Here is a 14,338-nt window from a genome sequence, read left to right on the forward strand (position 1 = left end):
TATGACTTCTATTCGTCTCTATTCTAAGCAATATCAATCGGAATGACCATACTGATCACTTTTCGACTGATTTTCATAGGAAAAGCTAGTCTTTTTCCGACCGTGCCGTTACCCTAGAGAAAGAGTCTTGATTTGAAAGGAGCATACGGAAATGGCACCTCCATTCCAATTTCCGATTCGGATTCAGAACATTTTCTGGATTTTGGTCGGGTCATTCATCTTTGCTTTTGGTATTTATCATTTTAACGTTCAAAATGAGTTAGCAGAAGGCGGTTTTACTGGGATTACCTTGATCTTAAAAGGACTGTTCGGATGGTCTCCATCGATCACGAACTTAGTATTGAATGTCCCACTTTTTTTCGTCAGTTATAAAATTCTTGGTCGGACGACCTTCGTCTACACGTTGGTCGGTACATTCAGTTTTTCCTTCTGGTATGGATTAATTGCCAAATATTCACCACTCGTCATCGACCTGCGCGACGATATGGTGCTTGCTGCGCTTTTTGCCGGTGTCTTCATCGGCGTTGGTCTTGGTATCATCTTCAACAATGGTGGTACGACAGGTGGCGTCGATATCATCGCGCGTTTGACGAAACGCTACTTCGGTTGGTCGATCGGTCGAACTTTCTTGATTTTCGATTTCTTCGTCATCGTCGCATCCTTGACGTATCTCGACTACAAACAAGCGATGTATACGTTACTTGCCGTTTACGTCGGCGCCCGCGTCATCGATTGGATGCAGGAGGGCACTTATGCTGGTAAAGCAGCGATGATCATCAGTGATCACCGGACGGAAATCGCCGACGGTATTCATGCGACGATGAATCGTGGCACGACCCGTCTGATCGCAAAAGGCGGTTACTCCGGACGGGATCTCGAAGTACTGTACGTCGTCGTCGCTCGCAATGAGATCAATCGCTTGAAGACGCTCGTTAAAAGTGTCGACCAGCACGCCTTCATCACGTTGCATGACGTCTATGAAGTAACAGGAGAAGGCTTCACGTTCGACGAAAATCGGGTCCCAATCAAAGAAACGTAAAAAAACACGGATCGCTCAAACGAGCAATCCGTGTTTTTCGTTTTAGTCATCACTTGACGGGTTGAAGACGAGCAGTGCGAGACGAAGGAACTCGGCAACAGCAACGAGTGTTGCTGCCACGTACGTCCAAGCCGCTGCGTTCAAGACACGACGTGAACCACGTTCTTCTTCGGCATCAATGATGCCATGCTCCGTCAACTGCGCCATCGCTCGATTTGAGGCATCAAACTCGACCGGTAACGTGACGAGTTGGAAGATGACGGCACCAAGCATCAAGACGACACCAAGCATCGCAAGACCACTGAAACCAGCGAACAGACCGATCAACAACAGTGGAAACGATAAGTTCGATGTGATCGACGCGACAGGTGCGATCCGGTGACGGACACGCATCATGTTGTAATCCGTCGCATCTTGAATGACGTGACCGATTTCGTGCGCTGCAATCGAAACGGCTGAGACCGTCGAACCGTAATAGACGTCTTCCGACAAACGAACGACTTTGTTCGTCGGGTCATAATGATCGGACATCGTTCCACCGATCGGCTCGAGACGGACGTTCGTGATTCCGTTCTGCTTCATGATGAAGTCTGCGACCTGCGCTCCCGTCACCCCACTCTGAATCGGAACATCTTGATATTTTTTATAGGTGCTCCGCACCCGCATCTGAGCCCAGATCGGGACGATGATGATGATCGCGAGATAGATCAAATAGTTTGCCACGAGACATCGTTCCTTTCTTTTTTTGATTATAGGTCTATTTTATGTTCAAGTGATCTTATTGTCAATTGAATCGCGCGCGACAAGCAGATATCCCATCAAAAGACATAATCCGGTCAACCAGAAGGAGCCGTAGCCGATCCACTGGATATGCTCCGCAAGCGCTGGGTAACGCGGCCATTGTCCGAGGACGTAATCGACGACATCGTTGTGAATGACCCAGATGGCGACGAGGACAAGCTCCTTGACGCGAAACGTCATCAGCGGACTGTATAATAACGCCTGGAACGCCATCGCTCCGTGCGACACCATCAACATCAGTGCCATTGCTGTTAAGATTGGATCCTCCGTTCCGAGTTGATTCAACATCAACGCATTCATGACGACTGCCCAGACCCCATATTTGATCAATGTCACGAACGCGAGCGCTTCAAATAGGCGGGAACGTCGTCTGAAAATCCAGAAAAAGACGATGATCGTAAAGAACAGGGATGCTGTCGGGCTATCCGGAATAAATGGGTAGTAATACCACTTCGATGTCGCAAGTTGTGGTTCATACCAGTAGTAACCGTATAATGTGCCTGCTAAGTTGATCAACCCGACAATCCAGAGTACGGCTTTATGTCGGAGTAATGTCAAAATACCTTGCAATCGTTTCACCTCATCATCGACAAAAGCCGGAGGATTGCTCCCCCGGCTTTTGGCTTATTTATTGTTTTCGCCGCCTTCACCGTATGAAGCGATGAATTTCGCGAGTTCTTTACGATCCGCATCTGATCCTTTGTACTGACCAGCAGGCATCGAACCGATCCCTTTATCTGCGATTTCATAAATCTCTTCTTCTGTCTTCTTCGTACCGACGAGTGCCGGAGCTGCTGCTCCACCCTCGAGGTTTTTACCATGACAGTTGACACATGACTGGTTCGAATAAATTTCGTATCCTTTTGCCGCTGTATCAATTTCTGGTCCTTCGTTCATCGTCAACTCACCTTGTTTATGGATTGTATCCCAGTGAGTCGTTTGAACAGATTCCCAAGTCAAGAAGACGATCGAGACGACTGCGAGGAGCATCATGCTGACTGCGATCGGACGTTTCGCAGGACGACGTTCAAGACCTTGGTCGAGCCATGGCGCGACGAGAAGTGCTGTGAACGCAAGACCTGGGAGAATGACCGTTCCCATCAAGATATATGGACCTGCAGCGAATTGGTATTTCAAGAGCTGATAGAGGAATAGGAAGTACCAGTCCGGAAGTGGAATGTACGACGTATTCGTCGGATCGGCAATGTTTTGAAGTGGTGCTGCTTCTACGATTGTCAGTGTCATGAAGCCGATCAAGAAGACCGCTCCAACCATCCATTCGCGAAGTAAGAAGTTTGGCCAGAACGCTTCCGTTCGACCTGGATATTCCGAGTAGTCTTTCGACTTGTTCGGCATCCGGTTGTTGATCGACACCCGTGAATCGGTGACGAATTTCATTCCTTTACCACGATGCATCGTGTTCTCCCCCTTTTTTGTTGTCTAGATGATAGTCGGTTTAAAGTGGTCCAGAGATCCCTTGTTTACGGATCATCATGAAGTGGGCCCCGAGCAAGACGAACAATGCTGCAGGAAGGAAGAAGACGTGAATCGCAAAGAATCGAGCGATTGTACTTGCGCCGACGATTTCTCCACCCGCAAGGAGGGTCTTCGCGATACCACCGATGACCGGAATACTTTCAGCAATCTGAATCGTAACTTTTGTCGCGAACAACGCTTTCATGTCCCAAGGCAATAGGTATCCTGTCAGACCGAGAGCTAAGACGACGAAGAACAAGAGAACTCCGACGACCCAGTTCAATTCACGTGGTTTCTTGTATGAACCAGTGAAGAAGACACGTAATGTATGTAGGAACAACATTACGATAACGACCGACGCACCCCAGTGGTGCATACCACGAACGATTTGTCCGTGTGCGACTTCATTTTGAAGATAGTAGACGGACGCGTGTGCGTTGATGATGTCCGGTACATAATACATCGTCAAGAACATCCCCGAAAGAATCTGGATGACGATCGTAAAGAACGTCAATCCGCCAAAACAATAAACGAAAGCTGAAAAGTTATGTGCCGGGTTGACGTGCTCCGGTACTTCATGGTCGGCGATATCTCGCCAGAGCGGCGTAATGTCAACGCGCTCATCGATCCAATCATAGATTTTTTGCATCATCGCTTACGCACCTCTTTCGACTGGTTTACCAAGGTAGAGGAAACCATCTTTCTGCTGCATTTCATAACCATCGAGTGGTTTCGTCGGAGGCGTTCCTGGAACGTTGACGCCATCTTTCGTGTACCGACCGAAGTGACATGGGCAATAGAATTGCTCCGGGTGCGTCGGATCTGAACCGAAGCTGACTTGGCAACCTAAGTGTTTACAAATTGGTGAAAGGGCTAAAATTTCTCCCTTATCATCTTTGAACACCCAAGCTGACAACGTTTCTTCGAACTCATACCATGCATCTTGCGTTTGTTTCTTGAAGTCGACCCGTTTTGGTTCTGTCGTGATATCCGACAACTTCATTACTTTTACTTTATCGCCTGCTCCTGATTTCTTCAGGACTGGATCAACTGCGAAGTTGACCATCGGCATGACCATCGTCGCCGCCATGAAACCGCCGACGCCTGTCAATGTATACGTCAAGAACTGACGACGTGTTACGTTAGACCCGTTTTGAGCCATCTCGATCCCCCCTTGTGATGTACGCTGTGCCCCAAGACGACAGTACTTCACACAAATTTCTCACATGGTAATAGTATCTTAATAAAATCATTGCGTCAACCGCTTCATAGCGCGGTCCAACGGTTTCCTAACTGTTCGAGAACTTGTCCTACAAAATTCCCGACCATCTGACCTTGTTGGTCACGACTCATCGTCTCAAGAGCTAGACGTGGCACGTAGATAATCTCTTCGGCGGCAGTCTCCTTCCACCTTAAATCAGCAGTGATGAAGGTGATGAAACGGAATTGCCCGGAAGCAGCCGCTTGACGCCATCCTTCCAACTGTTCGATCGACGGTGCATCGATATAGGTCAGAGCAGGAACGAGCAACGCCCGTCCGGATAGCTGGCGTTCGACTTCGGACGCCACCGTCAATGTCATGTCTGCGCATTCCGCGTAAGCATGCATCGCCTCATCGAAACCGACCGGAAGCAAAGGCACGATCAGCGTATCGATGTACGCTTGCTCGCTTCGTGTCCGCTGTACGTCGGATGGTTTGAAACGCAAGTCATTTCCCCCTTTCTTCGTACTTACAATTCGTCACATTTAATGTATCATATCCGCATTTCCTCCTACTCTCTTAATGTGAACGTTTTATGAAATTCCACTCTATTTTTCTTCATATTTTGCACAAATCTTCACATACGAAAGGACCCTACTACCTCTGCTGGGCAATAGAGTCCTTCTGTTAAGGAAGTTGACTTCGAACGAGCCGTAACTGTTCGGAAAGAGAGTGGAATCGATGTTGATCGCGTGCATCCAGCGCTTCATCAATCAAGCGGACTAAACGTTCTTCTTCCTGCCGATTAACCGTGACCGCGATGAAATGTGTCGCTTCATCTGCTAAGCGCGGTTCAACAGCAACTTCTGGGCGAAACGGATTTTCTTCTAGTAAAGACAAATACTCGTCATCCATCATCATACCTTGGAAATTCAACTCGATATAGACATCTTCCGAGGTCAGGCGGATGTCATGATACGCTTTTTCTGGATCTAACGTTGTGACATCCCCTTTTTTGAAGAGAAACGGTTCCGCATCGAATCCGTATGTCGTCATGATAATTGCCTTCGGAGCGAAGGTCGCATTTTGGACGAAGTGTACTTGCTCGAGTTTTGCCTCATTACGCAGCCAATAATCGATAATCCATTTCGCTTCCCGTCGCTTTAACGTGTAATAGGTCAAGATGCGGCGTAAGAATCGCTGCTTTCTCTCTATCATCTCAATCCTACTCCCTTCTCCCGTGAAGTCATCCATCCATTCGTTCAACATAGTCGACGAGTTCGTTATCTTCTGGTGTCAACTTAGCAGCGCGGCGGAGAAGACGTTGTCCCTCTTCACGCCGTCCTTCCTCGACGAGTGCGAATCCATACTCTTTCAAGAAGAGCGCATCTTCCGTGAATGCACCTTCGACTATCGCATAATTCTCCATCGCTTGTGTGTATTCCTCTAAGGCATACAAAGCGCGTGCACGGTACCATGTTAGAATCGGAGCCGTGACGTGTTCTTCGATGGCAGAGATCGTCTCGATCATCGCTTCGTGGTCCTCGTCTTCAGCAAGTAACGACAGCAAACGTTCCGCTGCGACGATCGATTCCGGATTCAAGGCAAGCGCCTCACGTAGCGCTTGGACGCTTCCAGCGCGATCGCCGAGTTTTAGAAGGAACAAGGCTTCCATCGTCCGCAACTCATCATTGTAATCGTCGCGCTCCATTCCTTGTTTGATGACGTTCAGTGCTTCTTTTGTCAAACCAAGTTCGGCTTGGCTTTCCGCATATGGTACGTACGCCGACGTATAGTCAGGATCCTGTGCAATCAATTGCTGGAATGTCTCGACCGCTTTTTGATGTTGACCGACACGGTGAGCCGTCATCGCAAGACCAAACAGCGTATGCAGGTCGGAACGTTCTGCGACAGCACGTTCGTACAGTGGAATCGCATCTTCAAATTGTCCTGTCATCGCGAGTGATTCCGCGTAAAGGGCATCGAGCGGCAATTCAGCACGTAACTCTGGTCGCTCCGCGATTTCGGCGAATAACGGTACCGCCTGATCAAACGCACCAAGCGTCATGTAGAGCTCAGCCAAACCGTATGCTAGTAACGGTTCGTCCGGTGCAAGGTTACGCGCTTCCTTCAGCTTCGCTAACGCTACTTCGTCAAGACCTTGCGACTGATAGAGGTCAGCGAGTAATACGAGAGAACGTGGACCATATTCCGTGTCCATTGTGTCGACCTGTTCGAGGACGGAGATCGCTTCTTCTTCGCGATCCAAATCGATATAACATTCTGCTAGTAACAAGGCTACTCCCGCGTTACCCGCATATTCGACGTAAAGCGGCGCCAAGAGATCGACCGCTCGGTCAGACAAACCGAGTTCGATATAGAGATCGGCAACAGCGAGGCGGTCCTCATCCGTTCCTGTCTTTTCGAGTTTTTCTAATGCTGCTAACGCTTCTGAGGTGTGACCATGTTCTAATTCTTCGATGATGCCATTCAATAGTTGTTCATTCAAGGCAAACGCCCCACTTTCTGTCATCCGCCTATTGCTTACTCAGATTGGTCGGATTGAAGTTTCTTTAAATCATCATAGAACGTTGGGTAGCTGACTTCAACTACTTCGCGTCCATGAACCATAATTTCTGGATTGATCGTCGCCGCGATCGTCAACATCATCGCGAGCCGGTGATCACCTGCACTGTCGACTTCCGCTGCTTGCAGAGGTGTCGGTCCTTCGATGATCATGCCGTCATCCGTTGCCTCGATGTTCGCTCCAAGACGCTGTAATGCCGTCACGACGGTCTCGATCCGATCCGTTTCCTTGACACGAAGCTCTTGTGCATCACGAATGATTGTTCGTCCTTCAGCTTGCGTCGCAAGCAAAGCGAGTAACGGAATCTCATCAATCAAGGATGGAATCTGATCACCTTCGACCGTGATTGCTTGTAACGATGTCGTCTCGACGGTCACATCTGCCGTCTCCTCTCCACCGTCTTCTGAACGATGATTGATTTCGACACTTGCACCCATCTGGCGTAACGTCTGTAAAAAACCAATCCGTGTCGGATTCATCAAGACGTGGGTCGTCGTGATGCGACTATCCTGCCCGATTGCTGCTGCCGTCCACCAAAACGCTGCTGACGATGGATCGCCTGGAATGTCGAGTGACGTTGCTTGTAAGCGTACAGGACCTTGAACACGAATGTGCCGACCATCCTCACGTTCATCGATCGCTACGTCAACACCGAACTGCGGCAACATCCGTTCCGTATGGTCGCGTGACAGGATCGGCTCGATGACTGTCGTCTCACCCGTCGCATGCAGACCTGCGAGCAACACGGCACTTTTCACTTGTGCACTTGCGACTGGCAACGTATACGTCGTTCCGACAAGCGGCGTTCCTGTGATGTGAAGCGGCGCCGTCTCACCTGTGATGTTCGCTCCGAATAAGGCAAGCGGTTCCGTGATCCGTTTCATCGGACGTCTACGCAAGGAAGCGTCGCCATCGAGTGCATACGTCGCTTGACCGCCTGCTAGGATACCGCTCAAGAGACGAATCGTCGTTCCCGAGTTTCCGCAATCGATCGTTGCTTCTTGGAATGTATCCGTTCCGGTGATCCGAATTTCCTCTGGTGTTCGATCGATCTGTGCACCGAGCGCCTGCATCGCTTCTAGTGAAGCAAGACAATCGGCCCCTTCAAGTGCGTTTCTGACACGTGTCGTTCCCTCGGCGATTCCGCCGAACAGGAAAGCACGGTGCGTCATTGATTTATCGCCAGGTACTTGTACTGTTCCTCTTAAGCCCATTCTAGACACCTCACTGTTTGATTGAATGCTTGACGCAATCGTTCTTCGCTGATCGCTTCTAAAATGAAGCGCCCTTCTTTTTCAAGGACGAATCGAATCGTTGCTTGGTGGTTCTTCTTGTCGCGACGCATCAGTTCAAGGTAGGTCTTAAACGATTGTCGATCCGGTAATTCCGTTCCAAGACGATGGAGCAATTGCCCAAGCTGCTTCGCCTGTTCGTCATTTCCTTCCAAGAACTTGACGAAGACGAGTCCGATCCCTACTGCCTCGCCATGCGCAAGACCAGGACTCGCATATTCAACGGCATGACCGAATGTATGTCCATAGTTCAAAAAGGCACGCATCCCTTGCTCCGTCTCATCTTGTTCGACGATATCCCGTTTCACATTGATCCCCCGTGCGAGCCAGTCTTCCAAATCGAGTCCTTTGACAGCATCCAGCGAAATATCGAGTAACGAATCCGCAAATGATGGTCGCGCAAGGAACCCATGCTTGACTAACTCAAAGAAGCCACTTCGCCATTCCCGGTCTGGTAATGTCTGAAGGAGCATTAAATCATACACGACACCACTTGGCTGATAAAATGCACCGACTAAGTTTTTACCGAGGGAGAGGTTGAGACCAACCTTTCCACCAACACTTGAATCGTGCGCTAACAGTGTCGTTGGAATTTGAATGAACGGGATGCCGCGCAAAAAGGTTGCCGCGACGAATCCCGCTAAATCACCAATCATTCCACCGCCAAACGCAAGGATCAGGCTATGACGTGTCATCCCATACCGAACCCCTTCTTCGAGTAGAGCGCCATAAACGGCAAGCGACTTACTGTGCTCCCCAGGCGCAACAGTGCTGATATGAACGTCGATCGACGGCGATGCATCCGCTAACGCATCCTGCAATCGATCCATCTGCAAGTGATGTACCGTTTCATCCGTGATGACCCAGATGCGGTCCGCCTCGTTCAGCGCTGAAAGATGCGATAACCGGGCTAATGCCCCATTTCCGATAAGTACTGGATATGACGTGTTCAACCGGATATCAAATTCGATCAAAACGTCCGAACCTCCTCTTTATAAGCGGCGACGGCAGCCTGAAGACGATCGAGTGTCGATGTCCCGAACATTTCAAGGATAGCGACCGCAATCTCAAATGCGACGACGGCTTCTAGAACAACCGATGCGGCTGGAACGGCACAGGCATCACTTCGCTCGATTTGTGCCGTGAATGCTTCCTTCGTCTCGATATCGACTGATTGCAGTGGACGATAGAGCGTCGGAATCGGCTTCATCGCAATTTGGACGCGAATCGGCATGCCTGTCGACATCCCGCCTTCGATTCCGCCTAGATGGTTCGTCCGCCGATGATAGCCGGATGTATCATGAACGATTTCATCTTGGACGGTACTCCCCTTGCGACGACCAAGTTCATATCCGTCACCAAAACCGACTGATTTCATCGCATTGACGCTAATGACAGCTTGTGCAATCCGGCTGTCGAGCTTTAGATCGTTTTGGGTGAAGGACCCGACGCCTGGCATCATGCCTGTCACGACGACTTCGATTTCACCGCCGAGTGTATCCCCTTCTTTTTTGGCCGCATCAATTTCCTCCATCATCCGTTGTCCCGCTTGTTCGTCAGCACATCGAACGGGTGAAGCGTCAATCGTTTCCTTATGTTCGACGGGATCCTTCCACGGTGCATCGATGCCACCGATCGACCGTACGTGCGAGAACACTTCAATCCCGAGTTCATTCAGTAATTGTTTAGCGAAGGCGCCGACGGCAACACGTGCTGCCGTCTCACGAGCGGAAGAACGTTCTAGTACATCGCGTAAATCGCGATGACCGTACTTCAATCCACCAACGAGATCCGCATGTCCAGGACGTGGACGCGTCAACGTCCGCGGGCGCTCCAACTGTTCTTCGAGCGGTTCCGCTTGCATGACTTGTGTCCAGTGCGTATGATCCTTATTCTCGATGAACAAACTGATTGGTGATCCCGTCGTATATCCATGACGAATCCCACCACGTGCATCAATTTGATCCTGTTCGATTTGCATGCGTCGTCCGCGTCCGTATCCGCCTTGGCGACGTGTCATTTCACGCTGGATGGCTTCGAAATCAATCGTGAGTCCTGCTGGCATCCCATCGATGATGACGGTCAACCCTTTTCCGTGTGATTCTCCTGCTGTCATGTAACGCATTCGCTTCATCCCTTCCTGTTTAACCGATTTTTTCGTAAAAGAAGCTCTGTTTCATCTTTAATCCAAACCGTTCGGGCTGGAAAATTTGTTCCGTTCCACCAACGAATAGGATTCCGCCTGGCTTTAAGGCCTCGACGAACGAACGATAGACGTGTGCTTTTGCTTCTTCTGTAAAATAAATCAGCACGTTGCGGCAGATGATTAAATCAAACCCTGTATCGTACCGGTCTCCTAACAGATTATGTTTACTGAAACGAACGAGTCGTTTGATTTCTGGAACGACTTCGAACGTTTGCTCTTGCTCGATGAAATATTTCTTTTTACGCGCTTCGACGACTTCATTTAATGCAGAAGCTCCATATCGACCAAGCTTGGCTTTTTCAAGAACGAGTTCATCCAAATCCGTTGCTTGAATCGTAAAGGCGGATGGATCGAGCCGTTCACTTAAAATCATCGCGAGAGAGTATGGTTCTTCTCCGGTCGAACAAGCTGCGCTCCACGTCCGGATTCGTCCATGTGCTCGCGACTCTAGGATCGGTAAAATATCTTGTTCCAATTGTTGCCAACGAATCGGATTACGGAAAAATTCACTGACATTGATCGTCATCCGGTCTAAAAACTCGTCGTATAACGATGTGTCCTTATCCATTGCCTGCATATAAGAAGCAAATGTACTATATCCTTTTTTGTCACGTAACGCCGTCAATCGCCGCTTCATCTGTGCTTCTTTATACTGACCGAGATCAATCCCTGATTTGGTCTTGAATCGTTGAATAAAAAGTTCATAATCTTCCAATTGGCACACCTCGCTCACTCTCGATATCGAATGGTCATTTCCATGACCGGTTCAACTTATTTTCTATAGTAGCATAAAGCTATAGGCATTCCAAAAAGCAATTAGACAATTGGGTCATTCCGTTTTACAAGAACACGACAAAAGGGATTCGATCAAATCGAATCCCTTCCCCGTTGTCTTTCTATTCATGTATTACGCGTTGACTGGTTGTCCTTGAAACCAGAGGGCAAGCTCACGCTCCGCACTCTCGACACTATCCGAACCATGGATGACGTTCTCGCTCATCGTGTTCGCGAAATCACCACGGATCGTTCCAGGTGCTGCTTCAAGTGGTTTTGTTTTCCCAATCATCAAACGCGAGACGGCGACGACGTCTGTACCCTCGACACGAAGTGCAACGACAGGACCCGATGTGAGGAAAGTGACCAACTCTCCAAAGAACGGTTTCTCCGCATGCTCTTCGTAATGTGCTTTTGCTAGCTCTTCTGTGACGTTCATCATTTTCATTTCACGAATGATGAATCCTTTGCGTTCGATCCGTCCAATGATTTCCCCAATCAATCCACGTTCTACGCCATCCGGTTTGACCATCAAAAATGTCTGTTCCATCTCTAGTTCCCCCTATGAAATGCTTTTAGAAAAGCGCTTACATAGTCAGTTTACTGGCTTTTGAGAAGAACAGCAAGAAATTTTTGACAATCTTTATCCTTTTCGTTTTCCAACGTAGCGTGCGACTTCTTCAAGCGATCGTTTAGCAGAAGATTTAGGTAATGGTTCGAGACGTTTGATGGCACGATGGATATAATGATCGACTGTTTGTTGCGTTCGTTCAAGAGCTCCCGAAGTTTGAAGAAACGATAATAAGGGTGCGACTTCTTCATGTGTTGGCATACTCTCGATTTTTGAAAGACGTTCATAAAAGACAGCATCTTCTGCACCATAAAAGACAGGTAACGTTTTGTGTCCATGACGCAAATCCTCTGCTACTGGCTTACCAAGTTCTGTGCGATTCGCTGTGAAATCAAGCAAATCGTCAGCAATTTGAAAAGCAAGTCCGATATCTCGTCCAAACAACCGTAACGCTTTCGTATCGGCTGCAGAACAGTTCGCAACAATTGCACCCAGGTGACAACTCGCTTCGATGAGAATAGCTGTTTTTCGTTCAATCCGTTTGATGTAGCGTTTAATTGACTGTTCCCAATCATATTGGTCATAGATTTGTTCAATCTCACCTTCGCAAATTTCACGCATCGTATGGACCATCACCTGGACAAGTTCCGGCTTTCCAACTTCACCAATCAATCGAATCGCCTCACCGAACAGATAATTCCCGGAATACAGCGCTACTTCTTCATCAAAGTATTGCATGACAGTCGGTTTCCCTCGTCGTAGTTCCGCGTCATCAATGACATCGTCATGAACGAGTGATGCCATATGGACGAGCTCAAGACTGGCCGCCACACGAATCAGCTCATCCCGATCTGCTTCACCGAATTTAGACGCTAACAATACGAATGCCGGTCGAATCCGTTTTCCACCAGCCTTCAACAGTTGCTTTCCAGCCGCATCGATCGTTGGTTCCTCAGAAGCGATATGACTGATCAGAAAACGATCGACTAAATTAACTTCCTTCGTGACATCACGGTATATGGAATGCAGTGACATCTCACCACTTCTTCCCAAGGTGCATCGCAGCAGCCCCACCCGCGAATGCCTTGACTTCCACTTGCATGAAGCCTGCCTGTTCGAAGAGTTGTTTCAGTTCGACGCGGTCGAGGAACACTTCCGTCGATTCTTGTAGCCAGTTGTATTGATCGTATGATTTCGCAAGCAATCGCCCGACTTGTGGCATGATTTTTCCGAAATACAATGAATATGCTTCGCGGAAAATCGGTGCCGTCGGTTGACTCGTCTCGAGACAGACGACCGTTCCACCTGGTTTTAAGACACGATGCATCTCTTTGATGACCTGTAGATAATCCGGTACGTTTCGTAGACCAAAACCAATCGTCACATAATCGAACGAGTTATCACCGAACGGTAGATCCATCGCATTTCCGTGAATCAATTCGATGTTTTTCATATCGAGCGCTTCTACCTTCTCCACGCCGACTCTTAGCATGTTTTCTGAAAAATCAAGTCCTTTGATGACACCTGTCGGACCAGCTGCTTTCGCTAGTTGAATCGTCCAGTCCGCTGTCCCACAACAAAGATCGAGACATTTAGCGCCCGGGAAGACTTGCATCCGGCGCATCGTCTCGCGTCTCCATAGTTTATGCAGTCGGAAGCTAATGACTGAATTCATTTGATCATAGTTCGTTGATATCGATTGAAACACTTCATATACTTTTTTTTCTTTATCTTTTGCCTGCACACCGCTCACCCTTTCCAAGATCTCATGCTACCGCCATCTGCTCGAGATGCGATAACAGTAATTTCTGTGCGACCAGATCCAATTGTTCTGCCTGTTGTTGAATGATCTGCCGCCCCTGTCGTGTCAGCCATTCTCGTTTCGTGATTGCCGCGAGTCCTTGCATTAATCCGAACTCTGCTGTTAACCATAAGAGAACCCGTTCTTCCGTCGATGCATAATTCATTTCGTGAAGGGCACACTTTGCCTCGTTGACCCGTTGAATCGTCCGTCCGAGTGAAACGAGAATCTCTTTTGGTAACCCAGCTAGCTGTTCGAAAAAGTAGCTCGAGAATAAATCCCCTGCTAATACAAGCAACTGTCGCTCCTTCGAACCGCGTAGCGTTTCATTGACACGCTCATGCAGACGTAGCGCTACTTGTGCGAAATGAATCGCTTTGACGAGTGCTTCCGTATCCAGCGTGTCATGTTGAGCGACATCAATCAACCAACTGATCTGTTCACGATCGATGGAAGGGAAATCCACATGTCGAGCCAATCGTGTCGTTTGTTTAGTGGTGAGTGCAGTGATGATTTCATCCACGCGCAGCTCATGTTGTTCCATGCTTTTACCCCCCGATCTCCAGTGCCATCTCGTTGATGGACGTTCT

Annotated in this window: 17 protein-coding genes; 1 reads left to right on the forward strand and 16 read right to left on the reverse strand. The window is 48.7% G+C overall.

Annotated features, from left to right (window positions below; all coding sequences use genetic code 11):
- Nucleotides 1-151: 151 nt before the first annotated feature.
- Nucleotides 152-1,039, forward strand: coding sequence for a YitT family protein (locus tag KNQ11_RS06455; RefSeq protein WP_214770643.1), 888 nt, complete (start codon nt 152-154; stop codon nt 1,037-1,039).
- A gap of 42 nt (nt 1,040-1,081) precedes the next feature.
- On the opposite strand, the gene KNQ11_RS06460 is transcribed toward KNQ11_RS06455, so the two are convergent.
- The 16 genes from KNQ11_RS06460 to KNQ11_RS06535 all read right to left on the reverse strand — a co-directional run bounded on the left by KNQ11_RS06460 (nt 1,082) and on the right by KNQ11_RS06535 (nt 14,292).
- On the reverse strand, nt 1,082-1,762 hold the full coding sequence (locus KNQ11_RS06460) for a zinc metallopeptidase (RefSeq protein WP_023468628.1): 681 nt from the start codon (nt 1,760-1,762) through the stop codon (nt 1,082-1,084).
- Nucleotides 1,763-1,807: 45 nt separating this feature from the next.
- Nucleotides 1,808-2,419: a DUF1405 domain-containing protein gene (locus tag KNQ11_RS06465; protein WP_353049815.1), complete on the reverse strand. Its 612-nt coding sequence runs from the start codon at nt 2,417-2,419 to the stop codon at nt 1,808-1,810.
- 45 nt (nt 2,420-2,464) lie between these two features.
- A complete protein-coding gene (locus KNQ11_RS06470; RefSeq protein ID WP_058704896.1) occupies nt 2,465-3,256 on the reverse strand; it encodes a menaquinol-cytochrome c reductase cytochrome b/c subunit in 792 nt (263 codons plus the stop codon).
- A gap of 40 nt (nt 3,257-3,296) precedes the next feature.
- On the reverse strand, nt 3,297-3,968 hold the full coding sequence (qcrB, locus tag KNQ11_RS06475; protein ID WP_012370658.1) for a menaquinol-cytochrome c reductase cytochrome b subunit: 672 nt from the start codon (nt 3,966-3,968) through the stop codon (nt 3,297-3,299).
- Nucleotides 3,969-3,971: 3 nt separating this feature from the next.
- On the reverse strand, nt 3,972-4,478 hold the full coding sequence (locus KNQ11_RS06480; RefSeq protein WP_023468631.1) for a ubiquinol-cytochrome c reductase iron-sulfur subunit: 507 nt from the start codon (nt 4,476-4,478) through the stop codon (nt 3,972-3,974).
- Between the two features lie 104 nt (nt 4,479-4,582).
- A complete protein-coding gene (locus KNQ11_RS06485; protein ID WP_023468632.1) occupies nt 4,583-5,023 on the reverse strand; it encodes a DUF2487 family protein in 441 nt (146 codons plus the stop codon).
- Nucleotides 5,024-5,204: 181 nt separating this feature from the next.
- A complete protein-coding gene (locus KNQ11_RS06490) occupies nt 5,205-5,735 on the reverse strand; it encodes a ReoY family proteolytic degradation factor (RefSeq protein ID WP_214723550.1) in 531 nt (176 codons plus the stop codon).
- A gap of 28 nt (nt 5,736-5,763) precedes the next feature.
- Nucleotides 5,764-7,050, reverse strand: coding sequence for a tetratricopeptide repeat protein (locus KNQ11_RS06495; RefSeq protein ID WP_251138270.1), 1,287 nt, complete (start codon nt 7,048-7,050; stop codon nt 5,764-5,766).
- An 11-nt stretch (nt 7,051-7,061) separates the two neighbouring features.
- Nucleotides 7,062-8,318, reverse strand: a complete 1,257-nt coding sequence (gene aroA, locus KNQ11_RS06500) for a 3-phosphoshikimate 1-carboxyvinyltransferase (RefSeq protein ID WP_214723554.1) — start codon at nt 8,316-8,318, stop codon at nt 7,062-7,064.
- The gene (gene aroB / locus KNQ11_RS06505) at nt 8,309-9,370 is read right to left on the reverse strand and encodes a 3-dehydroquinate synthase (RefSeq protein WP_214770646.1); all 1,062 of its coding nucleotides are present in this window, start codon (nt 9,368-9,370) and stop codon (nt 8,309-8,311) included. The genes aroA and aroB overlap by 10 nt, the downstream gene beginning before the upstream one ends.
- Complete coding sequence (gene aroC / locus KNQ11_RS06510) at nt 9,367-10,521, reverse strand: chorismate synthase (protein WP_214723558.1); 1,155 nt, start codon at nt 10,519-10,521, stop codon at nt 9,367-9,369. Before aroC ends, aroB begins: the two co-directional genes overlap by 4 nt.
- A gap of 19 nt (nt 10,522-10,540) precedes the next feature.
- Entirely contained in the window at nt 10,541-11,317 is a 777-nt protein-coding gene (locus KNQ11_RS06515) for a CheR family methyltransferase (RefSeq protein ID WP_023468638.1), read from the reverse strand.
- Between the two features lie 192 nt (nt 11,318-11,509).
- Complete coding sequence (gene ndk, locus KNQ11_RS06520; RefSeq protein ID WP_058704890.1) at nt 11,510-11,926, reverse strand: nucleoside-diphosphate kinase; 417 nt, start codon at nt 11,924-11,926, stop codon at nt 11,510-11,512.
- A 93-nt stretch (nt 11,927-12,019) separates the two neighbouring features.
- The gene (locus KNQ11_RS06525; RefSeq protein ID WP_023468640.1) at nt 12,020-12,982 is read right to left on the reverse strand and encodes a polyprenyl synthetase family protein; all 963 of its coding nucleotides are present in this window, start codon (nt 12,980-12,982) and stop codon (nt 12,020-12,022) included.
- Between the two features lies 1 nt (nt 12,983).
- Complete coding sequence (locus KNQ11_RS06530; protein WP_023468641.1) at nt 12,984-13,691, reverse strand: demethylmenaquinone methyltransferase; 708 nt, start codon at nt 13,689-13,691, stop codon at nt 12,984-12,986.
- A gap of 22 nt (nt 13,692-13,713) precedes the next feature.
- Entirely contained in the window at nt 13,714-14,292 is a 579-nt protein-coding gene (locus KNQ11_RS06535) for a heptaprenyl diphosphate synthase component 1 (RefSeq protein ID WP_023468642.1), read from the reverse strand.
- Between the last annotated feature and the right edge of the window lie 46 nt (nt 14,293-14,338).

The organism is Exiguobacterium sp. s39 (genome assembly GCF_018618925.1).
Lineage (GTDB): Bacteria > Bacillota > Bacilli > Exiguobacteriales > Exiguobacteriaceae > Exiguobacterium_A > Exiguobacterium_A abrahamii.